At 63.9% G+C, this 22,826-nt stretch carries 21 protein-coding genes; 4 read left to right on the forward strand and 17 right to left on the reverse strand.

Annotated elements, in window-relative coordinates:
- Nucleotides 1-12: 12 nt before the first annotated feature.
- Together ABH945_RS14005 and ABH945_RS14010 are read right to left on the reverse strand one after the other, a co-directional pair.
- Nucleotides 13-843, reverse strand: coding sequence for a glycosyltransferase (locus ABH945_RS14005; protein WP_429250879.1), 831 nt, complete (start codon nt 841-843; stop codon nt 13-15).
- Entirely contained in the window at nt 840-2,102 is a 1,263-nt protein-coding gene (locus tag ABH945_RS14010; protein ID WP_429250880.1) for an oligosaccharide flippase family protein, read from the reverse strand. Before ABH945_RS14010 ends, ABH945_RS14005 begins: the two co-directional genes overlap by 4 nt.
- A gap of 346 nt (nt 2,103-2,448) precedes the next feature.
- On the opposite strand from ABH945_RS14010, the gene ABH945_RS14015 reads away from it, so the two are divergent.
- The 4 genes from ABH945_RS14015 (at nt 2,449) to waaA (ending at nt 7,481) form a co-directional block, all read left to right on the forward strand.
- Nucleotides 2,449-3,843 carry a phosphomannomutase/phosphoglucomutase gene (locus ABH945_RS14015; protein WP_074763245.1) on the forward strand — a complete coding sequence of 465 codons (1,395 nt, stop codon included), beginning with the start codon at nt 2,449-2,451 and terminating at the stop codon, nt 3,841-3,843.
- A gap of 258 nt (nt 3,844-4,101) precedes the next feature.
- Complete coding sequence (gene waaC / locus ABH945_RS14020) at nt 4,102-5,103, forward strand: lipopolysaccharide heptosyltransferase I (RefSeq protein ID WP_074763246.1); 1,002 nt, start codon at nt 4,102-4,104, stop codon at nt 5,101-5,103.
- A 58-nt stretch (nt 5,104-5,161) separates the two neighbouring features.
- Nucleotides 5,162-6,046, forward strand: coding sequence for a Kdo hydroxylase family protein (locus tag ABH945_RS14025; protein WP_074763247.1), 885 nt, complete (start codon nt 5,162-5,164; stop codon nt 6,044-6,046).
- Nucleotides 6,047-6,167: 121 nt separating this feature from the next.
- Complete coding sequence (waaA, locus tag ABH945_RS14030) at nt 6,168-7,481, forward strand: lipid IV(A) 3-deoxy-D-manno-octulosonic acid transferase (protein WP_429250881.1); 1,314 nt, start codon at nt 6,168-6,170, stop codon at nt 7,479-7,481.
- A 114-nt stretch (nt 7,482-7,595) separates the two neighbouring features.
- Here the strand turns inward: waaA and ureG are convergent, their stop codons facing one another.
- The 15 genes from ureG to ABH945_RS14105 all read right to left on the reverse strand — a co-directional run bounded on the left by ureG (nt 7,596) and on the right by ABH945_RS14105 (nt 22,820).
- Nucleotides 7,596-8,240, reverse strand: coding sequence for an urease accessory protein UreG (gene ureG, locus ABH945_RS14035; RefSeq protein WP_201641704.1), 645 nt, complete (start codon nt 8,238-8,240; stop codon nt 7,596-7,598).
- 11 nt (nt 8,241-8,251) lie between these two features.
- Entirely contained in the window at nt 8,252-8,932 is a 681-nt protein-coding gene (locus ABH945_RS14040) for an urease accessory protein UreF (RefSeq protein ID WP_074763250.1), read from the reverse strand.
- Nucleotides 8,919-9,566 (reverse strand): urease accessory protein UreE, encoded by a 648-nt coding sequence (gene ureE, locus ABH945_RS14045; protein WP_429250882.1) that lies wholly within the window; start codon nt 9,564-9,566, stop codon nt 8,919-8,921. The genes ABH945_RS14040 and ureE overlap by 14 nt, the downstream gene beginning before the upstream one ends.
- A gap of 2 nt (nt 9,567-9,568) precedes the next feature.
- Complete coding sequence (gene ureC / locus ABH945_RS14050) at nt 9,569-11,275, reverse strand: urease subunit alpha (protein ID WP_429250883.1); 1,707 nt, start codon at nt 11,273-11,275, stop codon at nt 9,569-9,571.
- Between the two features lie 49 nt (nt 11,276-11,324).
- The gene (locus ABH945_RS14055) at nt 11,325-11,630 is read right to left on the reverse strand and encodes an urease subunit beta (RefSeq protein WP_074763253.1); all 306 of its coding nucleotides are present in this window, start codon (nt 11,628-11,630) and stop codon (nt 11,325-11,327) included.
- 33 nt (nt 11,631-11,663) lie between these two features.
- Nucleotides 11,664-11,966: an urease subunit gamma gene (gene ureA / locus ABH945_RS14060; RefSeq protein ID WP_011487082.1), complete on the reverse strand. Its 303-nt coding sequence runs from the start codon at nt 11,964-11,966 to the stop codon at nt 11,664-11,666.
- 215 nt (nt 11,967-12,181) lie between these two features.
- Entirely contained in the window at nt 12,182-12,994 is an 813-nt protein-coding gene (locus ABH945_RS14065) for a transporter substrate-binding domain-containing protein (RefSeq protein ID WP_429250884.1), read from the reverse strand.
- Between the two features lie 331 nt (nt 12,995-13,325).
- Nucleotides 13,326-14,207: an urease accessory protein UreD gene (locus ABH945_RS14070; protein WP_429250885.1), complete on the reverse strand. Its 882-nt coding sequence runs from the start codon at nt 14,205-14,207 to the stop codon at nt 13,326-13,328.
- 139 nt (nt 14,208-14,346) lie between these two features.
- Nucleotides 14,347-15,039 (reverse strand): urea ABC transporter ATP-binding subunit UrtE, encoded by a 693-nt coding sequence (urtE, locus tag ABH945_RS14075; RefSeq protein WP_429250886.1) that lies wholly within the window; start codon nt 15,037-15,039, stop codon nt 14,347-14,349.
- A gap of 61 nt (nt 15,040-15,100) precedes the next feature.
- Complete coding sequence (urtD, locus tag ABH945_RS14080) at nt 15,101-15,964, reverse strand: urea ABC transporter ATP-binding protein UrtD (protein ID WP_429250887.1); 864 nt, start codon at nt 15,962-15,964, stop codon at nt 15,101-15,103.
- Complete coding sequence (urtC, locus tag ABH945_RS14085; RefSeq protein WP_074763257.1) at nt 15,961-17,145, reverse strand: urea ABC transporter permease subunit UrtC; 1,185 nt, start codon at nt 17,143-17,145, stop codon at nt 15,961-15,963. Before urtC ends, urtD begins: the two co-directional genes overlap by 4 nt.
- Nucleotide 17,146: 1 nt before the next feature.
- Entirely contained in the window at nt 17,147-18,796 is a 1,650-nt protein-coding gene (gene urtB, locus ABH945_RS14090) for an urea ABC transporter permease subunit UrtB (RefSeq protein ID WP_429250888.1), read from the reverse strand.
- A gap of 269 nt (nt 18,797-19,065) precedes the next feature.
- Nucleotides 19,066-20,367 carry an urea ABC transporter substrate-binding protein gene (urtA, locus tag ABH945_RS14095; RefSeq protein ID WP_074763259.1) on the reverse strand — a complete coding sequence of 434 codons (1,302 nt, stop codon included), beginning with the start codon at nt 20,365-20,367 and terminating at the stop codon, nt 19,066-19,068.
- 546 nt (nt 20,368-20,913) lie between these two features.
- On the reverse strand, nt 20,914-22,371 hold the full coding sequence (locus tag ABH945_RS14100) for a DUF3443 domain-containing protein (RefSeq protein WP_429250889.1): 1,458 nt from the start codon (nt 22,369-22,371) through the stop codon (nt 20,914-20,916).
- The gene (locus tag ABH945_RS14105; protein WP_429250890.1) at nt 22,368-22,820 is read right to left on the reverse strand and encodes a DUF2844 domain-containing protein; all 453 of its coding nucleotides are present in this window, start codon (nt 22,818-22,820) and stop codon (nt 22,368-22,370) included. Before ABH945_RS14105 ends, ABH945_RS14100 begins: the two co-directional genes overlap by 4 nt.
- Nucleotides 22,821-22,826: the final 6 nt, after the last annotated feature.

Raw genomic sequence — 22,826 nt, forward strand, 5'->3', positions numbered from 1 at the left:
GAGATACATGCGCTAGCGGCTCGCTCGCGGCGCGAGCATCACGCGTTTGACCCGCTGCAACGCGCGATACGGCGTCACCAGATGCAGCAGGTTCTTCGCGAGCCCGAGCCAGTCGTACAGGTTCGCGACGTTGAAGTAGCGCAGTTGCAAACGCAGCGTCGACATGATCTGACGACGCCGTTTGGTCGCGCTGATGCCGCCTTCGTTCAGTTCGTAGTAGAGCCCGAGTTCCGGGAGATTCGCGCAATCGTAGCGTTCCATCAGACGCACAAACAGATCGAGGTCTTCGGCGGAACGATACTCCGCGCGATAGTTGCCGACTGTGCGCACGGCCTCGATACGCAGCATCATCGAAGGATGCGCGAGGCATGAACGCATAAAGCGCATGCGGCGAATCGCGGCCGGTTCGGCCGGCGGCGTCAGCATGAAAAGCGGCTCGCCCGCGCGCGTGACGACCTGCGTCCACATGCCGAGCCCGGCCACGTGCGGATGCAGTTCCATGAACACGCGCTGCTTCGCGAGCCGCTGCGGCACGCTGCGATCGCCCGCGTCGATTCGCGCGGCATAGCGGAAACCGCGCTGCGCGAGCGCGTCGATACCGGTTTGCAACGCACGTTCGATGCCGCCGTTCTGCGGCATGCGCAGCACATCGATCCGCATATTGCCGATGGACGGCGCGACGATCGGCGGCGTGCTGCCGTCGTCGACGATCAGTACGTGCACCAGCGCACTTTCATCGAAAGAGGCGAGCGTAAGATCGACATCGGCTTGCCCGTTGTACGCGGGCATGAGTACGGCAACATCGTCGAGCGATATTTGCGCGGTGGCGGATGCAGTCGTCATGAGCGCAATTTGAAACGGATGTAATAAAGATTAACCGACGCCGCCGCCAGATAGCCCACCGCGAGCCCGACCAGCGCGCCGTAAGCCCCGAGCCGTGGGATTGTCAGCAGATTGACCGCGAACGCGACGGCCAGCGCGAACAGCCACTTGGCCAGCAGGACGAATTTCGCCTGGTACTTCAACACGATAAGATTGCCGATCGCTTCGATGCCGGCAGGCACGGACAGCCACACGGCCCAGCGGAAGATCTCGATCGCGCCTTCGAAGTCGGCTCCGAACACGCGTCGAATGATCAGGCCGGCCAGCAGGTCCAGCACGATCGCGCCGCTCACCATCAACACGGCGGTCATCGCGGTGAGGCGCCACATGTTGCGGCGCAGTTGCGCGGCGTCCTGCACGCGGTAGACGAAAGCGGGTGCGATGGTTTGCGCGAGCATCAACGCGAGCGTGATCCAGTTTTCGTTCAACTGCTGCGCGGCGGAATAGCGGCCGAGGTCCGCGAAACTGATCGCGCGTTCGAGCATCAGGCGGTCGAGTTTCAGGAACAGATACATACAGATCAGGCCGAGCCAGAACACGGTGCCGGCGCTGGCGAAATGTTTGAACAGAGAGCGGTCGAGATGCCAGCCGAGTTGACCGCCGTGTCGCCGGATGAAATAGATCAGCAGCACGGCGCCGATGGCGGCGGATTCGAGCGCCCACAGCCAGCCGAAGCGTGCGGGCGTAGCCGCCGCGCGCACCAGCAGATAGACGCAGGCCGCCTTGAGCACGGCGGTGCTCATGCTGGTCAGCAACTGCGGCTTGCTGTACGTCATGCTTTGCAGCCACGCGTTGATCACGCCGACGAACGGTTCGCGAAACAGCATGGTCACCGCGAGGCCGGCGAGCATCGCGCCGACCAGCGGATCGAAGAAGTGCAGGGCGATGCCGAGCCACGTGAGCAGCAGCGCCGCAACAGACACCGAAAAGCGCAACGCGAAAGCGCTGCCGAGCACGGTGCCGAGTTGTGCGGGCGGACGGTTGACGATGGTCGGTACGAGGATTTCGGCGCCGCACACCCAGGTGATCGGCGAGAGCACCAGCAGCAGCGTATTGGCGTATTGCCATTTGCCGAATACGTCGGCTCCGAAGTAACGCGCCAGCATCCCGCTGATCACGATCGCCACGCCGATCTGCGTGAGCCTTTCGAGGCCCAGCCAGACGATGTTCGTAAAGGCGCGTGTGACGTCGGGATTGGCGAAGCGTTTGAGCGTCAGCATCCGTTCGCCGCCCGGTCCGCCGGCAGGGTCTGTGCGGTGCGTTGTGCGGTGCGCTGTGCGGTGCAATACACAGCGGCAGTTTGCGCGTTTGCCCACCTGGCCGACTGTCGCGGCAACTTAACAAAAGGAGGGCGTCTAAGCATTAGAATGGCGCTATCAGGCAGTCCGAAAAGCGCAATTATAAGTTGGAACCGGATCGCTTCCGGCAAGGGCGTATCGCAGGGTTTTATCGGCAGTTTTCAGCTCTGGTTTCATCGTGAGTCTTGTCATAAGTCTCAGCGCGATTTTTACCGATTCAATCCCGGTACGCCGGTCAAAATTTTCCATTGCACGCAAGTGAGCCAACATGATCTCCAAATCCATTTTCAAGGCGTATGACATTCGCGGCGTAATCGGCAAGACGCTCGACGCCGACGCCGCGCGGTCCATCGGTCGCGCGTTTGGCAGCGAAGTGCGGGCGCAAGGCGGCGACGCGGTGGTGGTCGCGCGCGACGGCCGTCTGTCGGGTCCCGAGCTGATTCAGGCGTTGTCCGACGGTCTGCGTGCGGCCGGTGTCGACGTGGTCAACGTCGGCATGGTGCCGACGCCGGTCGGCTACTTCGCGGCCAGCGTGCCGTTGCAGCTGGATGGCGGCGAACGCCGTGTCGATTCGTGCATCGTCGTGACGGGCAGCCACAATCCGCCCGACTACAACGGCTTCAAGATGGTGCTGCGCGGCGCAGCCATTTACGGCGAACAGATCCTCGCGCTGCATCAGCGCATCGTCGATGAAAACTTCAGCGACGGTAGCGGCACGTACACCGAATACGACATCGAAGACGCCTATCTCGACCGCATCACGAGCGACATCAAGCTCGCGCGCCCGATCAAGATCGTCGTCGATACCGGCAACGGCGTCGCCGGCGGCCTCGCGCCGAAGCTGTTCAAAAAGCTCGGCTGCGAACTGGTCGAACTGTTCACCGAGATCGACGGCAACTTCCCGAACCATCACCCGGACCCGGCTCACCCGGAAAACCTCCAGGACGTGATCCGCGCGTTGAAGGAAACCGACGCTGAAATCGGCTTCGCGTTCGACGGCGACGGCGACCGCCTGGGCGTCGTCACCAAAGACGGCCAGATCATCTACCCGGACCGTCAGCTGATGCTGTTCGCCGAAGAAGTGCTGTCGCGCAACAAGGGCGCGCAGATCATTTACGACGTGAAGTGCACGCGCAACCTGGCCAAATGGGTGAAGGACAAGGGCGGCGAACCGCTGATGTGGAAGACCGGCCACTCGCTCGTGAAGGCGAAGCTGCGTGAAACCGGCGCGCCGCTGGCGGGCGAAATGAGCGGCCACGTGTTCTTCAAGGACCGCTGGTACGGTTTCGACGACGGCCTGTACACGGGCGCGCGTCTGCTCGAAATCCTCACGCGAGTCGAAGACCCGAGCAAGCTGCTGAACTCGCTGCCGAACTCGAATTCCACGCCGGAACTGCAACTGAAGCTCGAAGAAGGCGAAAACTTCGAACTGATCGCGCGTCTGCAGCAGAACGCCCAATTCACCGGCGCGGACAGCGTGCTGAAGATCGACGGTCTGCGCGTCGAGTACCCGGACGGCTTCGGTCTCGCGCGTTCGTCGAACACCACGCCGGTCGTGGTGATGCGTTTCGAAGCCGACAGCGACGAAGCGCTCAAGCGCATCCAGGAAGACTTCCGCCGCGTGATTCTCGCGGAGAAAGCGGACGCGAAGCTGCCGTTCTAAACGTTATCAACGTTCAGGCGTTTCAGCACCGACTGCGCGGTTCGGGTCGAACCGCCGTCATAGCCAAACGCGGCGCGGGTTTCACTTACCGCGCCGCGTTTTTTCATGTGAATCACATACGACGCGTTAAAATTGCGGTCCTCGTGAAAAAACGCCGGGATATCCCGGGTTTTTCATCCTTAAGGAGCCTGGCGCGAAGCGCGCGGGCTGGGAACTCTTTCAACGCATCTTCGGGCCGGATAGCCGGTTTTCCCTCTCTTGAGCGTGCAAAAGATACTGATCGTGAGGGTGTCGTCACTGGGCGACGTCGTTCACAACATGCCGGTGATCGCCGATATCCGACGCCGCCATCCCGATGCCCAGATCGACTGGCTCGTCGAAGAAAGCTTCGTCGGCCTCGTGCAACTCGTCACGGGCGTGCATCGCGCGATTCCCGTTTCGCTGCGGCGTTGGCGCAAGCGCATTCTGTCGGCGGCGAACTGGCGCGAGATCGGCGCATTCCGCCGTGCGCTCGCTGCCGAGAACTACGATCTCGTGATCGACTGCCAGGGCTTGATCAAGACCGCGTGGGTCGCGAGCATGGCGCGCGGGCCGGTGGTCGGCCTCGCGAATCGCACCGACGGCGCGGGCTTCGAATGGCCGGTGCGTTTCTTCTACGACCGGCGCGTGCCGATCGAGCCGCGCACGCACGTGGTCGAACGCACGCGGCAACTGGTGGCCGCGGCGCTGAACGACCCGCAGCCGCAACCCACCGACGAGATCGACTTCGGTCTCGATACCGGGCGCGCGGCGCTGGCGTTGTCGGAGGCGAATCTGAACCTGCCGGTGCCTTATGTGGTGTTCGTGCATGCCACGTCGCGCGCCGACAAGCAGTGGCCCGATACCGCGTGGATCGAACTCGGCCAGTCGCTGGTGCGGCGCGGGGCGTCGATCGTGTTGCCGTGGGGCAGCGAAGAAGAGCGCGCGACCAGCGAGCGGCTCGCGAAGGAATTTGGCGCGGCGGCCATCGTGCCGCCAAAGCTGTCGCTGCCCGCGGTGGTCGGCCTGATCGAAGGCGCGGCCGCGACCGTCGGAGTTGACACAGGTCTGGTTCACATCGCCGCAGCGCTGAAGCGGCCCACGGTCGAGTTGTACAATTTCTCGACCGCGTGGCGCACCGGCGGTTACTGGTCGCCGAACGTCGTCAATCTCGGCTCGGCCGGGCAGTCGCCTACGCTGCAACAGGTCAAGTCGGCGCTGGCCGGTTTCGGCCTGCTGTAAAACGACAACATCCGCCGGCGCGCTTCACCTTACGCTCCATCCGTTCTCAAGGGCGACCATGAACGAAACCCAGATCATCGAAGTAGCGAACGCCGACTGGCACGGACAGCACCTGTCCGTGCCGCGCGAGACGCTGCTCGCCGGCGTCGAACGCGGCAAAGTGCTGTACTTCCCAAATCTGCGTTTTGCGATCGAAGGCGGCGAAACCGCGCTGCTCGATCCGAAACTGGCCGATCCGAATCGCAAGAACATCAGTCTCGAACCGAATGGCGGCGCGTTGCATGGCGTGGCAGGCGATGCGGTGACGCAGTCGGCGGTGCGTGCGTTGATCGCGCGTTATCAGTCCAATGCGCGCACGCTGGTCGACGGACTTTTCCCCGAATACAACGGCAAGTTGCGAGTCGCGCCGACGAGCCTGCGGCTGCATCAGGTCGAGACACGCGAAACCTCGTGGCGCAAAGACGATAGCCGTCTGCACGTGGATGCTTTCCCGTCGCGGCCCAACTACGGCGAGCGCATTCTGCGCGTGTTCACCAACGTCAATCCGCATGGCGCGCCGCGTGTGTGGCGCGTGGGCGAGCCGTTCGAAGACATGGCCAAACGCTTCCTGCCGCGCATCAAGCCGCAAATGCCCGGCTCCGCGTGGCTGCTGAATCTGCTGCACGTGACCAAATCGCCGCGCAGCGAATACGACCATCTGATGCTGAATCTGCACGACGGCATGAAGGCCGATCTCGACTATCAGAAGTCGAGTCCGCAAGAAACCATGCCGTTTCCGCCGGGCTGCGTGTGGGTGTGTTTCTCCGATCAGACGTCGCATGCGGTGATGTCCGGCCAGTTCATGCTGGAGCAGACCTTCTTCCTGCCGGTCAAGGCGATGGCGCAGCCCGAGTGCGCGCCGCTTGGCATTCTCGAGCGCCTGAAGGGCAGGGCGCTGGTTTGAGCGCCGCGGTCTTTGGAGCGGGTGGGCGGAGCGGGTCGGCGGCTACGGCGTTGGCGTTGGCATTGGCATGGGCTGCATCGGCGGCGCGTGCGGTTAAGCGCTTCAACCACGTGGAGCGCTCATGCTGAGGATGATTTACAACGCGCTCTGGTGGCTGATCGCGCCGATTGCGGTGCTGCGTCTGTTGATCCGTTCGCGCAAGGAGCGCGGCTATCGCGAGCATATCGGCGAGCGCTTCGGTTATTCGCGCGGCCGCTTGCCGGAAGACAACGCACCGCTGATCTGGGTGCATGCGGTATCGGTCGGCGAGACTCGGGCCGCGCAGCCGTTGATCGACGCGTTGCTGAAGGCTCGTCCCGACGCGCGCATTCTGCTGACTCACATGACCCCGAGCGGCCGTGCAACCGGCACGGAGATCTTCGGCGATCGCGTATTGCGCTGCTACGTGCCGTACGACATGCCGCATGCGGTGCGGCGCTTTTTGCGCGCATGGCGGCCGTCGCTCGGTCTGGTGATGGAAACCGAAGTGTGGCCGACGCTGATCGACGAATGCCGTCGCGCGGATGTGCCGCTCGTGCTGACCAATGCGCGGATGTCGGCGCGTTCTTTCAGGCGAGCGGCGAAGTTTGGCGGCGCGACCAAAGACGTGTTCGGCGGCTTTGCGCGTGTGCTCGCGCAGAGTCCATCGGATGCGGAGCGCTTGACCTCGCTCGGCGCGCGCAATGTCGCGGTGCTCGGCAATCTCAAGTTCGATATGAGTACGCCGCCGGAGCTGGTCGCACGCGGCCATGCATGGCGCGCGGCGATTGGCGCGCGGCCGGTGTGGGTCGCGGCGAGCACGCGCGAAGGCGAAGAGGAGCTGGTGCTGCAGGCGTTCGCCGCGCTCAACGTCGACGATGCGCTGCTGATTCTGGTGCCGCGCCATCCGCAGCGGTTTAACGAAGTCGCGGCGCTGGCCGGCAAGGCGGGGCTGCGCGTGGAGCGTCGCTCGAACTGGGCGCCGGATGCGAAGGTGGCGTCGGCGGCGGTGACGTCGACTGGCGGCGTGCCCGCTTTGCCCGCCGACGTGAACGTGCTGTTAGGCGACTCGATGGGCGAGTTGGGCGCTTACTACGCGGCGTCGGATCTGGCGTTTATCGGCGGGAGTCTGTTGCCGCTGGGCGGGCAGAATCTGATCGAGGCGTGCGCGGTGGGCGTGCCGGTGCTGATCGGGCCGCACGTGTTCAATTTCACCCAGGCGACGGCGGATGCGGTCGCGGCGGGCGCGGCGCTACAGGTTCAGGACCCCGCCGATCTGGCGCGTGCGTTGCGCGAACTGTTTGGCGACAAGGCGCGGCGGCTGGCAATGGGCGGCGCGGCTTCGGCGTTCGCCGCGCGTCATCGCGGCGCGACGGCGCGGACGGTGGACGTGTTGATGGCGGTGTTGCCGGAGTGACGGCAGAGGGGCGAAGGGGCGCGATACAAGCGCCCCTTTAGTCACCTGCGGTCGCCAGGCTCGCTACCGCTGCTTTCGGCAACACGGGCGCAATCAGACGCCCATGCTGTCACCTCACACCTTCAACAATCCCTTCTTCTCGATAAACTTCACCACGACATCCAGGCCGTCCAGCGCCTTCAGATTGCACATCACAAAAGGCCGCTCGCCGCGCATTTTCTTCGCGTCTGAGGCCATCACGTCGAGATTCGCGCCGACCATCGGCGCGAGGTCCGTCTTGTTGATCACCAGCAGATCCGACTTCGTAATGCCGGGGCCGCCCTTGCGCGGAATCTTCTCGCCGCCCGCGACGTCGATCACGTAAATCGTCAGATCCGACAGTTCCGGGCTGAACGTCGCCGCGAGGTTATCGCCGCCCGATTCGATGAACACGATATCGGCATCCGGAAACCGCGTCAGCATGCGGTCGACCGCTTCGAGGTTGATCGACGCGTCTTCACGAATCGCCGTATGCGGGCAGCCGCCCGTTTCGACGCCCATGATCCGCTCAGCGGGCAACGCACCCGCCACGGTCAACAGACGCTGGTCTTCTTTCGTATAGATGTCGTTGGTGATCGCGACGAGGTCGTACTGATCGCGCATCGCCTTGCAGAGCATTTCGAGCAGCGTGGTCTTGCCCGAGCCGACCGGTCCGCCGACGCCCACGCGCAGCGGCGGCAGCTTTTTCGTACGTGAGGCGGGATGATGAGGTGCGTTCATGATGGATCGATTTATGAGCGAAAAAGCCGCGAATATTGCGACTCGTGGCGCGCCGACAGAATGCCGAGTTGCGGCGCGAACGTGTTGATGTTGGCCGGCGGCGTAGCCAACGCGCGCGTGACGGCGGCGTCGATCGGTCCGCGCAAGGCGACGATGATCCGCTGCCCCGCGAGTTGTCCCAGAGGCACGGCCTTCAACGCGGCTGCCGCCTGGTTTTCCACCCAGCTGAACGCGTAGGCGGCGAGGGTGGCGTCGGTGGCGGCGTCGTGTGCGTAGGCGGCGAAAGCGAACGCGGTGGGCTGTGCGAGCGGCGTCATCGACGCGAGTGTCGCGCGTCGGTCCGCGTCGCCCCATTCGAGCGATGCACACAGTTGCCGCAGCGACCAGCCCATCTGTTCGGTCTCACGCCGCAATTCCGCCGACTCGCGGCTCGCGAGGAATTCGCGGTTGGCTTCGGCGAGACCTGCTGCGTCGTGCGAGCGCCAGCGTTCCATTTGGTGCGCGAGAAACGGCAACTCGCCGCGTGCGAGCACGTCGGTGAGGCCGCTCGCGATCCAGTCGCGAGCGGAATCGGCATCGGTGATCAGTTGCGCTTCGATGGCCGCTTCGAGACCTTGCGAGTAGCTGAACGCGCCGATCGGCAACGCCGGCGACGCGAGATGCAGCAGTGCAGTGAGTTCAGCGATGCGCATGGTGGTGATGCGCGTGGCCGCAGGATTCGTCGTGGACGTGGCCGTCGTGTTTGTGATCGCCGTGGTCGTGCGAGTGACTGTGCGATGCGTGGCCATGCTCATGCGAGTGCCCATGCCCGTGATGCTCACCAAACACCTGCTGCGCGAGCGCATAGTCTTCAGCGAAGGTCTCGTCGTGACCGTGCTTATGACCGCCGCCGTAAGCGCCGGATTCCGGCTGGAATGGCATCGACACCTGATCGACTGTCGCGCCGATTCGCTTGAGCATATCGGCCAGCACCGGATCGTATTCGAGCTTCAGATAATCTGCGCCGACTTCGACCGGCGTGTGCCGGTTGCCGAGGTGATACGCGGCACGTGTCAACGTCAGCGCATCTTTCGCGCGCACGACCAGCACAGCTTCCGCCGCGGCGACCACACGCACGAGGCCGCCGTCGTCCGCCACCAGAACATCGCCGTCGCGCAGCACCGTACCGCGCGGCAACAGCAGCGCGACTTCTTCGCCGCTGTCGAGCGTGGCGGCGAGCCGGCTTTTACGGCGCTCGTCGAAAGCGAGCGTCAAGCTCGGCGCCCGCTTCACCAGCACCGGCGCGAGCTTCAGATGCGGCGCCAGCAATTTGTCGAGAGTACGCATGGTCAGAACAGGAAGTAGCGTTGCGCCATCGGCAGAACGGTGGCGGGTTCGCAGGTCAGCAGTTGCCCATCGGCGATCACCTGGTACGTCTCGGGATCGACGCTGATAGCAGGACGCCACGCATTGTGAATCATGTCCGCCTTCGAGATATTGCGGCAATTTTTCACCGCGACGATACGCTTGCTCAAGCCATAACGCTCGGCCACGCCCGCATCGGCGGCCATTTGCGACACGAAGGTCAGCGACGTGCGCCCCAATGCGCCGCCGCGCGTCGCGAACATCTCGCGATAATGCACCGGCTGCGGCGTCGGAATCGACGCGTTCGGGTCGCCCATCTGCGCCATCGCGATCATGCCGCCCTTCAGGATCAGCGACGGCTTGATGCCGAAAAATGCCGGTTCCCAGAACACCAGATCGGCCCACTTGCCCGGCTCGATCGAGCCGACTTCATGCGCGATGCCGTGCGTGATGGCGGGGTTGATCGTGTACTTCGCGACATAGCGCTTCGCGCGGAAATTGTCGTGACGCGCGCTGTCTTCGGGCAGCGCGCCGCGTTGCACCTTCATCTTGTGCGCGGTCTGCCACGTGCGAATAATCACTTCGCCGACCCGGCCCATCGCCTGCGAATCCGACGACAGCATCGACAGCGCGCCGAGGTCGTGCAGGATATCTTCGGCGGCAATTGTTTCGCGGCGAATCCGCGATTCGGCGAACGCGATGTCTTCCGCAATCGACGGGTCCAGGTGATGGCACACCATCAGCATGTCGAGATGTTCTTCGAGCGTGTTGATCGTGTACGGCCGCGTCGGATTGGTCGACGACGGCAGCACGTTCGACTCGCCGCACACCTTGATGATGTCCGGCGCGTGACCGCCGCCCGCGCCTTCGGTGTGATACGTGTGGATCGTGCGGCCCTTGAACGCGGCCACGGTCGCTTCGACAAAACCTGCTTCGTTCAGCGTGTCCGTGTGAATCGCGACCTGGGTGTCGGTGTCGTCGGCGACGCTGAGGCAGTTGTCGATCGCGGCGGGCGTCGTGCCCCAGTCTTCGTGCAGCTTCAGGCCGATGGCCCCTGCCGCGATCTGCTCCAGCGCCGGTTGCGGCTGGCTCACGTTGCCCTTGCCGAGAAAGCCGAGATTCATCGGATAACCGTCGGCCGCCTGCAGCATGCGTTCCATATGCCACGGACCCGGCGTGCAGGTCGTCGCATTGGTGCCGGTCGCCGGACCGGTGCCGCCGCCGAGCATCGTCGTCACGCCGCTCGCGAGCGCTTCTTCGATCTGCTGCGGACTGATGAAGTGGATGTGCGTATCGATGCCGCCCGCCGTCACGATCAGCCCTTCGCCCGCGATCACTTCGGTCGATGCGCCGATCGCAATCGTCACGTTCGGCTGGATGTCGGGATTGCCCGCCTTGCCGATCGCGGCGATGCGGCCGTTCTTGATGCCGATGTCGGCCTTGACGATGCCCCAGTGATCGAGAATCACCGCGTTCGTCACGACGGTATCGACCACGTCGGCGTGCACGCGTTGCGACTGGCCCATGCCGTCGCGAATCACCTTGCCGCCGCCGAATTTCACTTCTTCACCGTAGGTCGTGAAGTCGTGCTCGACTTCGATCAGCAACTCGGTGTCGGCGAGGCGCACACGGTCGCCGGTGGTGGGGCCGAACATCTCCGCGTATGCGCGGCGGCCAATGCGTAATGTCATGGTATGGGTCCGAAGTAAGCAGGGCAGGCAGCGGAGCGCGTGGCGCGCATCACAGCTTGCCCATCACCTTGCCGTTGAAGCCGTAGACGATGCGGTCGCCCGCCAGTTCGACCAGCTCGACCGTGCGTTCCTGGCCGGGCTCGAAGCGCACGGCGGTGCCCGCCGCGATGTTCAGCCGGAAGCCGCGCGCCGCTTCGCGATCGAACGACAACGCGTCGTTCACTTCATAGAAGTGGTAGTGCGAGCCGATCTGCACCGGCCGGTCGCCGGTATTCGATACGACCACCGTGACGGTCGCGCGGCCCACGTTGAGTTCGTGTTCGCCGTCGTCGGTGAGGAGTTCGCCGGGGATCATGGAGCGTGCCTTGGTTCTTGGATGATTGCGTGATCAGGGAATCGGGTGATGGACGGTGACGAGCTTGGTGCCGTCCGGGAACGTGGCTTCCACCTGAATGTCGGGGATCATCTCCGGCACGCCTTCCATCACGTCGTCGCGCGTGAGCAGTGTGGTGCCGTAGTGCATGACCTCGGCGACGGTCTTGCCATCGCGCGCGGCTTCCATCAGCGCCGCGGTGATGAAGGCGATAGCTTCCGGGTAGTTCAGTTTGAGGCCGCGGGCGCGGCGCCTTTCGGCGAGTAGCGCGGCGGTGAAGATCAGCAGCTTGTCCTTCTCGCGAGGTGTCAGCTTCATCGAATGGTTGCGTTCAGTGGTGACGTCTTGAAGACGGTCGTTGCGCCAGCTCCGCACGGAACGGGCAATGACAATGTTAGGCACGGCGCGTGGCGGCTGTCATCACGTGCTGGCACAGGATGACGGGATGAGTCCGCGACACGCGCGATGCCGGATGGGCTAGCCACGGTATCAAGTCCGCCTAACAGCGTGCTTACAAAATGGCATGACGGGCGTTACAGATCGGCGGGCAGCGGTGCGCCGAACCATTTCTTCGACATCGTGTTGAGCGTGCCGTCCTGGCGGGCCTGCGCAATCGCGGCATTCACTTTCTGCTGCAGACGCGGCTCGCTCTTGTTCATACCGACGAAACACGGCGAATTCTTGATGACGAACTTCGGCTCCGGGCGGCGCGGCGGATTCTTCGCGATGATCGCGGCCGCGACGATGTTGCCGGCGGCGATCAACTGCACCTGGCCAGACAGGAACGCGGCGATGGTCGCGTTGTTGTCCTCGAAACGTTTGATGGTCGCGTTCGGCGCCATTTGCGTGAGACCGATTTCCTCGAGCGCGCCGCGCGTCGCGCCGACGGTTTTGCCCGTCAGGTCGGCGGGACCGGCGACCTTGATGTCGGCGGGGCCGAACACGCCTTGGTAGTACGGCGCATACGCGGTCGAAAAGTCGATCACCTTCTCGCGCTCGGGCGTCTTGCCGAGCGACGAGATCACCAGATCGACCTTGCCGGTCTGCAGATACGGAATGCGGTTCGCGCTGTTGACCGGCACGAGTTCGAGCTTCACGTTCATCGACTTCGCGAGGAACGCGGCGGTGTCGATGTCGTAGCCCTGCGGCTTCATATCGGGGCCGACCGAGCCGAACGGCGGATAGTCTTCCGGCACCGCCACTTTCAGCACGCCGGCCTTGGCGATGTTGTCGAGCGTATCGGCGTGAGCGGCGATGGCGTGAAAGGCGAGGTGCGCGATCACAGGCACGGACAGTAGCGCGACGAGAAACGCGCGACGCAACGAGCGAGGAGTGGTTCGTTTCATGTTGTGTGAGCGGTGGAAGTGACGAGCCGGTGGCTGCCGTCAGGACGCGGCAGCATCTTCGTAAAATTATGCAAAGGATGTGCCATGGCGGTGCGAGGGCGGTCTGGCGGGGTTCTACGAGAGTAGTGCACCAGATCGAGGCGTGTGGATGGGCCGATTTGGTGCGGTGGCCATGCGGCTCGGGCGACAGGGCCGTTCAGTCGATTTGTTTCAGTCGACTCGCGCGCCCGGATTCGGGTAACGCGCGTACGCAAACCCATTGAGCGTTTTTGATGCGACCAGTTTTGAACGGGCCGTTTTCATTTTTGCCGCGCCGTAGCGCGAGATCGGTTCAAGTCGACCAGATCCGCAACGGCACAGCCTCGACACCGTGCACGACCGGGCGGAGTTGAAGCCAGCACCGCGTCAACCCGTTTTGCAGCGCCTCCATCGAACGCGAAACTGCGCGCACCAGCAGCACGCCGTTCGTCACGCAGCTTGCGGCGGCGCGTAGCGAGTCGTCGAACGGTAGTTGCGCGGTTAGCGATTCGGCGAGCGCGTCGTCGCACGCCGGGCCGACGGCCCACAGCGTCCCGTAGGCAGGGAATCCGGCCAGGCCTTGGGCCGCGTCGCGCAACGCATCGTTCGCGTCGAGGCTCGCGCGCTCGAACCACAGCAATTCGCCGCGCGTACCGACGATCCGCGACACGGCATTCAGGCGCCCCTCCGACCACCGTTCGCCAGCCGCCTGCCGCCCAAGCTGCGTCGCGTCCCATCCCAACGCGGTAGCGCCTTCAGCCAGCGTCAGCGAAAAATCCAGATGCGCATTCGCGTGATCGAAAACGATGTTGTTCTGCGGCAGCCAGTCGAGCTTCGCGTGCTCGCCGACCCGCACCGCAATCTGCTGATGCGCGGCGCGTCCGTTGGACTTGTACCACTTGGTCGCGCCCGGCGTCGTCACGACAGCATGCGCGCTCGCGCCGACATCCACCTGAATATCGAGTTGATCACCACCCGCCACCCCGCCCGGCGGATGCACGATCACCGCATGGCAGATTGCGTGGCCTTCGGGATAAAGCGGCCGCTGCACGCGCAACGGCCCGTCGTGCAGCCGATGCACGAGCGTCGTCCGCTCATTCTGTTTGACGAAGCCGAGTTCGAGGCGCGCGCGCCAGGGCGAATGTGCGGCGGGCTGCGCGGTGGCGAGCGTGACGTGATTTTCGTGAAGCGACATGCGTGCGTGGGAATGGCGTGCGATCGACGCGTTAAGACCTGGACAAACGCTGCGTTAGCGAAGCGGGCCGACGTGGCGCAACCCAGGGTCGGGTTGCGCCGAGAATAGCACGCAGCGTAGGCGTGATTGCGAGTAACCCTTATACGGCGATCAACGTGCGTACGCCGTCCGCGTCCATGTTGGCGCCTTCGCCGCCCGCGACGATTTCGCCGCGGCTCATCACCCAGTAGCGGTCGGCGATATCTTTGGCGAAGTCGTAATACTGCTCGACCAGCAGCACCGTCATGCCCATTTCCTCGACCAGTTGACGCAGCGTGCGGCCGATGTCCTGAATGATCGACGGCTGAATCCCTTCGGTCGGCTCGTCGAGAATCAGCAGTTGCGGATCGCTCATCAGCGCGCGGCCAATCGCGAGCTGTTGCTGCTGACCACCGGACAGATCGCCGCCGCGACGGCTGCGCATGTCCTTCAGCACCGGAAACAGTTCGTAGATGCGATCGGGGATTTTCTTCGGCGCTTTCTTGCTCGCCGCGCCGACCAGCAGATTTTCCTCGACGGTCAGGCGCGGAAAAATATCGCGGCCTTGCGGCACGTACGCGAGACCTTTTTCGACGCGCGAGTAGGTCGGCAGCTTCGTGATCGGCGCACCGCGCCAGGCGATCGAACCGCTCTTCGTCTGCACGACGCCCATCAGGCAGCGCAGCAGCGTGGTCTTGCCGACGCCGTTGCGGCCGAGCAGAACGGTGAGCTTGCCGTCGGGCACGGTGAGCTTCACATCGCGGAGGATGTGGCTGCCGCCGTAGTACTGGTTCAGGTTTTCAACTTCTAGCATGTGCGTTCGACCCTTTGTTTCAGCGGCTTTTCGATGATCTATGCGGGCGGCAATGTTGCGATCAGCGACCCAGATACGACTCGATCACCGTCTCGTCCTTCTTCACTTCGTCCAGTGTGCCGTGCGCGAGAACGCGTCCTTCGGCCATCACCGTGACCTTGCCCTTATCGCCGGACAAAGCCGCCACGAACTCCATGTCGTGCTCGACCACCATCATCGAGCACGTGCCGCGCAAGTGATTGAGCAACTCGGCAAGCTGCATGGTTTCGTCGTCGGTCATGCCGGCGGCGGGTTCGTCGAGCAGCAGCAGCGAGGGTTGCTGCATCAGCAGCATGCCGATTTCGAGGCGCTGCTTCTGGCCGTGCGACAGCTCGCCTGCAAGCCGCCGCGCTTCGCTTTCCAGCCCGATCAGCAGCAGCGTTTCTTCGATACGCGCCTGTGCGTCGCGATCCAGCCGTGCGCGCAGCGACGCCCACCAGCCCTTGTCGGTTTTCATCGCCAGTTCGAGGTTTTCCCACACGGGATGCTGCTCGAACACGGTCGGCTTCTGGAACTTGCGCCCAATCCCGGCACGCGCGATCGACGGCTCGTTCATCCGCGTCAGATCGATCGACTGCCCGAGATAAACCTTGCCGGAATCCGGCGAGGTCTTGCCGGTGATGACATCCATCATCGTCGTCTTGCCCGCGCCGTTCGGACCGATGATGCAGCGCAGTTCGCCGGCGTCGATGTTCAGCGTCAGCGCGTTCAACGCGCGGAAACCGTCGAAACTCACGGTCACGTCTTCGAGATACAGGATCGTGCCGTGCGAAACGTCGATCTCGCCCGGTATCACCGCGCGACTCATGCTGGCGACGCCGCTCAACGAATAGTCGGAAGGTGCTTCGGGTAAGTCGAGATCGGGGACCATCGGGTTCTGGTTCATGAGCGGTCCTTCTTGCGCGAGACGAGTTCGATCAGTCCCATGATGCCGTTGGGTAGCAGCAGCGGAACCAGCACGAAAATCAGACCGAGGAAGAACAGCCAGTATTCAGGGAAATTCGCTGTGAAAAAGCTCTTCGCACCGTTCACCGCGAATGCGCCGATGATCGGCCCGATCAGCGTGCCGCGTCCGCCGACGGCGACCCAGATCGCCATTTCGATCGAGTTGCCCGGCGACATCTCGCCCGGGTTGATGATGCCGACCTGCGGCACGTACAACGCACCCGCGATGCCGCACAACACGGCCGACACGGTCCACACGAACAGCTTGTACGCGAGCGGGCTGTAGCCGAGGAACATCAGCCGCGTTTCGCCGTCGCGCACGGCGGTCGTCACGCGGCCGAGCTTCGATGTGACGATAGCGCGCGCGCCGAGAAACGCGAGGATCAGCACCGCGAACGTGATCAGCAGCAGGGCAGTGCGCGTGCCCGGATGCGTGATCGGAAAGCCGCCGATCCGCTTGAAGTCGGTGAAGCCGTTATTGCCGCCGAAGCCCGTTTCGTTGCGATAGAACAGCAGCATCGCGGCGAAGGTCATGGCTTGCGTGATGATCGACAGATACACGCCCTTCACGCGCGAGCGGAACGTGAAGAAGCCGAACACCCACGCGACCACAGCCGGCACCAGCACGACCAGCAGCAGCGCATAGCCGAGGTGCTGCGTGCCCTGCCAGTACCATGGCAACTGATGCCAGTCGAGGAACACCATGAAGTCCGGCAGATCGCTGCCGTACTTGCCGTCGTGACCGATCGAGCGCATCAGGTACATGCCGATCGCGTAGCCGCCGAGCGCGAAGAACAGCGCGTGGCCGAGGCTCAGAATGCCGCAGTAGCCCCACACCAGATCGAGCGCGAGCGCGGCGATCGCGTAGCACATGAACTTGCCGGTGATCGTCGTCGCGTATGCGGACAGATGGAACGCGCTGGTTTCCGGCAGGACCAGGGTGGCGAACGGCACGCCGAGGCCGAACACGATGATCAGCGCGATCAGCGCGAGCCACGCGCGCCGCGACAGCAAGGCGGGACGCGGCGGCAGGCCGAGCGCGAAGCCCGCGCCCGCATCGCGTGCGTTGGTGCCCGCGTTGCCCGTCGCGCCGACGTGAGCCGAAGAAGTTGCAGATGTCATCTCATGCCTCCGCGCTACGGCCCTTGAGGGCGAACATGCCCTGCGGACGCTTCTGGATGAACAGCACGATCAGCACCAGCACCGCGATTTTCGCGAGCACGGCGCCCCAGAACGGTTCGATAGCCTTGCTGACAAGTCCAAGCCCGAAGCCGCCGATCACCGTCCCGGCCAGTTGACCGACACCGCCGAGCACCACGGCCATGAACGAATCGATGATGTAGCTCTGGCCGAGGTCCGGTCCGACGTTACCGATCTGCGACAGTGCGCAGCCGCCCAACCCGGCGATGCCCGCACCGAACGCGAACGCATACGAATCGACCCGCGCGGTTTTCACGCCGACGCAGGCCGCCATCCGGCGGTTCTGCGTGACGGCGCGCACGAACAGGCCGAGCCGCGTCTTCGTCAGCACGGCCCATGCGATGCCGACCACGATCAGCGAAAACGCGAGAATCGCGAGGCGGTTGTACGGCAGGATCAGGTTGGGCAAGACGGTGACGCCGCCGCTCATCCACGACGGGTTGATCACCTGCACGTTCTGCGCGCCGAACAGCATCCGCGTCGCTTGAATCAGGATCAGGCTGACGCCGAAGGTGGTCAGCAGCGTTTCGAGCGGACGCCCGTACAGATGCTTCAACACCAGCCGTTCGAGCACGATGCCGACCAGCCCCGCCGCCGCGAACGAAGCCGGCACCGCGAGCAGCGGATACCAGTCGAACGCGCCGGGCGCGAAGCGCTGAAACAGGTTCTGCACGACATAGGTGGCGTACGCGCCGATCATCAGGAATTCGCCGTGCGCCATGTTGATCACGCCGATCAGCCCGTACGTGATCGCGAGGCCGAGCGCCGCGAGCAGCAGCACGCTGCCGAGCGACAGGCCCGCGAACAGCGTGCCGGCAATCTGGCTGCGTCGCTGGATCGCGTCGAGTTCGTCGATACCGCTTTGCGCGGCGGCGCGCACCCGGTCGTCCGCTTCGTTGAAGGTGCCGTCCGGTTTCTTCGCGACCAGCGGCCGCAACAGTTCGTTCATGTCCAGATCGTGCCGCGCGGACACCAGTTGCACGGCTTCGAGACGCTTCGCCGGATCGGCGTCGTGCAACGCGGTCATCGCCCACAGCGTGTCCAGACGCTTCTTCAGCGCCGGATCGGTTTCCTTTGCACGGGCCGCGTCGACCAGTGGCTTGATCGACGGATCGGGGTTTTGCAGCAGCGACGCGATCGCGGCGGCGCGTGTCGCGGCGTCCGGCGAGTCGAGTTGCAAACCCGACAAGGCGCCCGAGACTTTCGAGCGCAGCAGGTTGTTCAGCGTGACCGGCTGCGCGTCGCCCGCGGCGACGGTCTTGCCGGTGACGGCGTCTTTCGCGGTGTCGCCGTCCTGCAGCAGCACGGCGCCGGAATCCGTTGCGAGCGCGCTGTCTTCGGACAACGCCTTCAGCACCGCCAGCGATTCCTTGTCGTGATTGGCGATCAGCTTGTCGATTGCCGCGGATTTCGCGTCGAAGTCGTCGCTGGCGAGCGGCGCGACATCGGCGGGCGTCAGCGCAAAGGCGGCGAGCGGCGAGCCGGCGAGCAGCACGATCGCCGCGCTGCCGACACTGCGGCGCGCGAACCGGCGAACGGTTCGTCGTGCGGAGGTGAGGATTGAAAACGCCATGGTGGCCTTTGAAGATGAACCGGCTTTGGCGGCGCGGCTCGAGACTTGCAGCGAGCCTCACATCGAACTCGCAACATGCTCAAGCCGCCGCCGCGCCGTGGGTTGCTGATTGCGCCTGACTGCGCCAAACCCCATTCACGGTATTGCCGACGGCGCGCGCTTTGCGTTCGTCGTTCGCATCGTCGTTATTTCGTAGCGGCTCGCTGCACGGCGAGGCAAGCGGCAAAGAGCCCTGCCTATGCAGCGAGCCGCCGCCGCGCGTCGTGCGGTCAGACGATGCGCGAACGCGTGCGCTTCAGGAACGACGGGATCGAGCTGACCACGTCCGGCTTGCTCGAATTGCCGGCGATGAACGGGCTCCACGGCTGCGCGCGCACGGCAGTCTTGGTCCGCCACACGACGTTGAACTGACCGTCGGCACGCACTTCGCCGATCATCACCGGCTTGTGCAGATGGTGATTGCCGTCCATCGTCAGCGTGAAGCCCGACGGTGCCGCGAAGGTCTGGCCGATCATCGCGACGCGCACCTTGTCCACATCCGCGCTCTTCGCTTTTTCAACGGCCTGCTTCCACATGTGGATGCCGACGAAGGTCGCTTCCATCGGGTCGTTGGTCACGCGCTTGTCGCCGCCCGGCAGGTTGTTGTCCTTCACCCACTTCGCGAACATCGCCTTGAACTTGGTGTTCTCGGGATTGCGCACCGACATGAAGTAGTTCCATGCGGCGAGGTTGCCGACCAGCGGCTTCGTATCGATACCGCGCAGTTCTTCTTCGCCGACCGAGAACGCGACGACCGGCACGTCGGACGCCTTCAGCCCCTGGTTGCCCAGTTCCTTGTAGAACGGCACGTTCGAGTCGCCGTTCACCGTCGAGATCACCGCGGTCTTGCCGCCTTGCGAGAAGGTCTTGATGTTGGCGACGATGGTCTGATAGTCGCTATGGCCGAACGGCGTGTAGACCTCCTGGATGTCGGCCTCCTGCACGCCTTTCGACTTGAGGAACGCGCGCAGGATCTTGTTGGTCGTGCGCGGGTACACATAGTCGGTGCCCAGCAGGAAGTAGCGCTTGGCGCCGCCGCCTTCCGCGCTCATCAGATATTCGGTTGCGGGAATCGCCTGTTGATTCGGCGCTGCGCCCGTGTAGAACACGTTGCGCGACATTTCTTCGCCTTCGTACTGCACCGGATAGAACAGCAGGCCGTTCAGTTCCTCGAACACCGGCAGCACCGACTTGCGCGACACCGAGGTCCAGCAGCCGAACACCACGGCGCACTTTTCCTGCGTGATCAGTTGACGCGCCTTTTCGGCGAACAGCGGCCAGTTCGACGCCGGGTCCACTACCACCGGCTGAATCTGACGGCCCATCACGCCACCGCTCTTGTTGATCTCCGCGATGGTCATCAACGCGGTGTCTTTCAGCGACGTTTCGGAAATAGCCATCGTGCCCGACAGCGAATGCAGAATCCCGACCTTGATCGGACCGCTGTCCTGCGCGTTCGCAAACGGCACTTGACCCGCCAGCGCCAGCGCGCCCGACATCGAACCGAACTTCAACAGACTGCGACGTTTCATGTGCTTCCCCTTGCCATTTGATGGTGACTGTTTATGGGCGTCGATTTCAGCCAGCAGGGCTTATCCTGCATGACTTGCCGCTTGTGTACTGCAAATGACATGCCATGCAGTAATTTCGACCCGATCTGCGCGTTCTGCGTGCTGCGGCGCGGGTGCCGCGTCGGCAAGTTATGCGTAATGTGGCGCAAGGCTGGTGCATGACCGACAGCCGCGCCTCGTTGAGGTGCGTTTCGCGCCGCGACGAAGCGCGGCTATCCGCCAGCGGGCTGCGCCGGTGCATGGCCGCGTTCACTTTGTGCATGGGTGGTGCTTTGCTTCCGCTGAAAGACCGCTCACGCGAGGAGAGATGAGATGAGCGAGCGCGTTCGCGTCAGTCCATCGCGGATGGCGGCGGTGTTCGAAAACGTGACTCACACCGCTCGTTGCAGACGACAGTTATTTGACGATGCGGATTTGAGCGACCGGTTTGATCGCGCGGAAAAAAAGGCCGGCTGCTTTGCAGCGCCGGCCTTTTGTTTTGACATGGTGTCGGTGCGTCTTTTCAGACTATTTGAATGCCACGAACGGCCCGGTCTGCGTACCCGCCCTGGCGCCGCTCAACACCGTGTACACGTCGCGGCCGAAGAAGAACGGCAGGCCCCAGAGGAAGCCGCCGTAATACGGCGCGGCGAGGCTGTCGTAGGCGGCGTAACCGTTCGCCTGCAAGTTGAAGCCATGGCTGACCCTGAACGGCACCGTCGCCGACGAGCCGGTCCCGCTCGATGCACTCAGAATCGCCGACAGGTTGAGTGTCGTGGCCGGAATATACAGGCCGTTGCTTTGAGGAATCGTCGAGTCGGGGAAGTAGTAGACGTTGGTCCCGCTGTCGAGCCAGCCTTGCAGCGAGCTGCCGTTGTAGTTCGTGGTGAAGTTGCCGTTTGCATTCAGTTGCAGCACGGTGGCGCTCGACGGCAGCGCGTTGTTCTGCCGCGTGCCGACGCCGAAGATCAGTTCGCCCGTGGCGCTTGCCTGGCCTCCAGCCGGTAACGCGGGCAGACGGATGATCGTGCCGTTGTTGTCCGACGTGAAGTTGGCGACCGGATTCATCACCTGCGTGTCGAGCGGAACGCGCGTTCCCGTGCACGACGTCGAGGACGTGCAGTAGTAGTACGCGGCCGGCAGCGGTGTCAGTGCCGCTGCGGGGGTGTCGCGCGCCAACGGGCCGATGCCCAGCACGCCGTTCGCACCGAGAGCGGCCACGGTGTTGAGATCCGAACCGCCGCGTTGCAGGCAATCCGACGGTGTCGGGTACTTGCCGTCGGCGATGACCTGGATCGGCATGTTGCCCGAGGTCTTGCCGCCGATCGTCACGTCCGCACGTCGGATGGATCCCCATGTATAGCCGGAGCCGAACGTCGCGCATTGGGCGATCGGCGCGCTGTCCGTGGGGTCGTCGGTGGCGCCGGTTTGCGCCGGCAGGCTGCTGGCCAAAGCCGCGCCCAGTGCGCTGCTGTTCACGCGCACGCCGACGGAGCCCGTGTCGAGCTGCATGTGATCGACCGTCGCGCATTGCGTGCCGCCTTGTCCTCCGGGGATGCATATCGTGACGGTGACGTACGGTATGTTCGGAAAGTTGCCGGTCCAGCGTTCGACGGTGATGGGGGTGGTGTTGGTTGTGGGGGGGGGAGTTGGTGTGGGTGTCGGCGTTGGAGTTGGCGTCGGTGTCGGTGTCGGAGTTGGCGTCGGAGTCGGAGTCGGAGTCGGAGTCGGAGTCGGAGTCGGCGTTGGAGTCGGCGTTGGCGTTGGCGTTGGTGTCGGTGTCGGTGTCGGTGTCGGTGTCGGCGCAGGCGTATTCACTTCCCCCACTTGCCCATCATCGTTATTCACCGCATTCCCGTTGCCGTCATCGCCGCCACCGCCGCCACACGCCGACAGTGCCACGCCTGCCGTCAGGAGCGCGCAGTAAAGGCTCCTGTTCAGAGTCTTCATGGTGTTTGTGCTGAGTGAGTCCACGCGCCGCTTCATTGCAGATCCTTGACTTGAACGTTGGCGGGAACGAGGCGCGGCAAATACGCCTTGCCGAAGAAGTACCCGGCATGACCTGCCGACTCGATATGGAAATCGCCGTCATGCCGGACTAGCGGACCGGTGCCGCGCGGGCGTCCGTCGTTTGAATTCGCGAAGTTGGGAAAGTAGCTGCCGAGCAGCGCGGTCATGTCCGGGCGCACCGGGCCTTGCCAGCTGACCGCAAACACGACGTTGCTGGGAAGCACGTATTCGCGGATCGTCACGCCGTCGCTGCCGGTTGCCTCGCGCACCGTGTAGGACGCAGCCGCCGTTGCCGCGGCAGGCTGGAGTAGCGACCGCGCCACGGCGGCCGCATGTGTATTCGCGCCTGGCGCGCTGCCCAGCATCGCGTGTGAGGCGAGCGGGCACAGCGCCGTTAATGCCAGCGCGATCTTCACCAATCTCATTTTTAT

This window comes from Paraburkholderia sp. GAS333 (assembly GCF_050435665.1).
Classification (GTDB): Bacteria; Pseudomonadota; Gammaproteobacteria; order Burkholderiales; family Burkholderiaceae; genus Paraburkholderia; species Paraburkholderia fungorum_A.

What these genes read in the sequence shown, in the direction of transcription:
- ABH945_RS14005 (WP_429250879.1), bottom strand. Translation starts at nt 843, where the DNA reads ATGACGACTGCATCCGCCACCGCGCAAATATCGCTCGACGATGTTGCC.
- ABH945_RS14010 (WP_429250880.1), bottom strand. Translation starts at nt 2,102, where the DNA reads ATGCTGACGCTCAAACGCTTCGCCAATCCCGACGTCACACGCGCCTTT.
- ABH945_RS14015 (WP_074763245.1), top strand. Translation starts at nt 2,449, where the DNA reads ATGATCTCCAAATCCATTTTCAAGGCGTATGACATTCGCGGCGTAATC.
- ABH945_RS14025 (WP_074763247.1), top strand. Translation starts at nt 5,162, where the DNA reads ATGAACGAAACCCAGATCATCGAAGTAGCGAACGCCGACTGGCACGGA.
- waaA (WP_429250881.1), top strand. Translation starts at nt 6,168, where the DNA reads ATGCTGAGGATGATTTACAACGCGCTCTGGTGGCTGATCGCGCCGATT.
- ureG (WP_201641704.1), bottom strand. Translation starts at nt 8,240, where the DNA reads ATGAACGCACCTCATCATCCCGCCTCACGTACGAAAAAGCTGCCGCCG.
- ABH945_RS14040 (WP_074763250.1), bottom strand. Translation starts at nt 8,932, where the DNA reads ATGCGCATCGCTGAACTCACTGCACTGCTGCATCTCGCGTCGCCGGCG.
- ureE (WP_429250882.1), bottom strand. Translation starts at nt 9,566, where the DNA reads ATGCGTACTCTCGACAAATTGCTGGCGCCGCATCTGAAGCTCGCGCCG.
- ureC (WP_429250883.1), bottom strand. Translation starts at nt 11,275, where the DNA reads ATGACATTACGCATTGGCCGCCGCGCATACGCGGAGATGTTCGGCCCC.
- ABH945_RS14055 (WP_074763253.1), bottom strand. Translation starts at nt 11,630, where the DNA reads ATGATCCCCGGCGAACTCCTCACCGACGACGGCGAACACGAACTCAAC.
- ureA (WP_011487082.1), bottom strand. Translation starts at nt 11,966, where the DNA reads ATGAAGCTGACACCTCGCGAGAAGGACAAGCTGCTGATCTTCACCGCC.
- ABH945_RS14065 (WP_429250884.1), bottom strand. Translation starts at nt 12,994, where the DNA reads ATGAAACGAACCACTCCTCGCTCGTTGCGTCGCGCGTTTCTCGTCGCG.
- ABH945_RS14070 (WP_429250885.1), bottom strand. Translation starts at nt 14,207, where the DNA reads ATGTCGCTTCACGAAAATCACGTCACGCTCGCCACCGCGCAGCCCGCC.
- urtE (WP_429250886.1), bottom strand. Translation starts at nt 15,039, where the DNA reads ATGCTAGAAGTTGAAAACCTGAACCAGTACTACGGCGGCAGCCACATC.
- urtD (WP_429250887.1), bottom strand. Translation starts at nt 15,964, where the DNA reads ATGAACCAGAACCCGATGGTCCCCGATCTCGACTTACCCGAAGCACCT.
- urtC (WP_074763257.1), bottom strand. Translation starts at nt 17,145, where the DNA reads ATGACATCTGCAACTTCTTCGGCTCACGTCGGCGCGACGGGCAACGCG.
- urtB (WP_429250888.1), bottom strand. Translation starts at nt 18,796, where the DNA reads ATGGCGTTTTCAATCCTCACCTCCGCACGACGAACCGTTCGCCGGTTC.
- urtA (WP_074763259.1), bottom strand. Translation starts at nt 20,367, where the DNA reads ATGAAACGTCGCAGTCTGTTGAAGTTCGGTTCGATGTCGGGCGCGCTG.
- ABH945_RS14100 (WP_429250889.1), bottom strand. Translation starts at nt 22,371, where the DNA reads ATGAAGCGGCGCGTGGACTCACTCAGCACAAACACCATGAAGACTCTG.
- ABH945_RS14105 (WP_429250890.1), bottom strand. Translation starts at nt 22,820, where the DNA reads ATGAGATTGGTGAAGATCGCGCTGGCATTAACGGCGCTGTGCCCGCTC.